Annotated in this window: 1 pseudogene; it reads right to left on the reverse strand. The window is 77.0% G+C overall.

The annotated features are described in order from the left end of the window. Positions 1 to 124: 124 nt before the first annotated feature. Positions 125 to 707: pseudogene (locus ACFXA3_RS31275) on the reverse strand (S1 RNA-binding domain-containing protein); the annotation flags it as partial. Between the last annotated feature and the right edge of the window lie 103 nt (positions 708 to 810).

The following is an 810-nucleotide window of genomic DNA, read 5'->3' on the forward strand; positions in this document are numbered from 1 at the left end:
GTTACGCCTGGGTATCCCATAAACCAATACTCCCGGTCCCCCCCCGGGGTTTTCCCCACCCGGGGGTAACCCCCCCCGGGGCCCCCCGGGGCGGGGGCCGGGGGAGCCGCGGGGTCGGGGCGGGTCAGCGCTTGCGGCGCTCCTCGGAGCCGCCCGTCAGGCCGGCGCGGCGCAGGGCGTCCGCCATCGCGCTGTTGGCCGGGGCCGGGGCCCCGCCGCCCTGGCGCTGTCCGCCGCCCTGGCCACGGCCCTGGCCTCCGCCCTGGTTCCGGGCCTGGTCCCGGCCCTGGCCGCCTTGGCCGCCTTGGCCGCCCTGTCCACCCTGGCCGCCGCCGCGCTGCTGCGGGGGACGGCCGCCGCCGCGCCGGTCCTCGCGCTGGCGGGGAGTCCCGGCCGAGCGGTCGGCCTCGTCCTCCAGCCGCAGCGTCAGCGAGATCCGCTTGCGCGGGATGTCCACGTCCAGGACCTTCACCCGGACGATGTCGCCCGGCTTCACGACGTCCCGCGGGTCCTTGACGAAGTTCTTCGACAGCGCCGACACGTGCGCGAGACCGTCCTGGTGGACGCCGATGTCGATGAAGGCGCCGAACGCGGCCACGTTCGTGACGACGCCCTCCAGGATCATCCCGGGCGCCAGGTCGCCGATCTTCTCGACGCCCTCCTTGAAGGTGGCCGTCTTGAAGGCGGGCCCCGGGGGGCGGCCCCGCGTCAACCACACCCCCCCGGTTTGAGGGGAGGGGGGGCCGCCCCCCCCCCCCGGTGAGGACATCTCCCGGCGGCGCGGACCCCCCACCCCCGGGGGGGGCCGAG

The sequence above is a fragment of the Streptomyces sp. NPDC059456 genome (assembly GCF_042750055.1).
GTDB lineage: Bacteria > Actinomycetota > Actinomycetes > Streptomycetales > Streptomycetaceae > Streptomyces.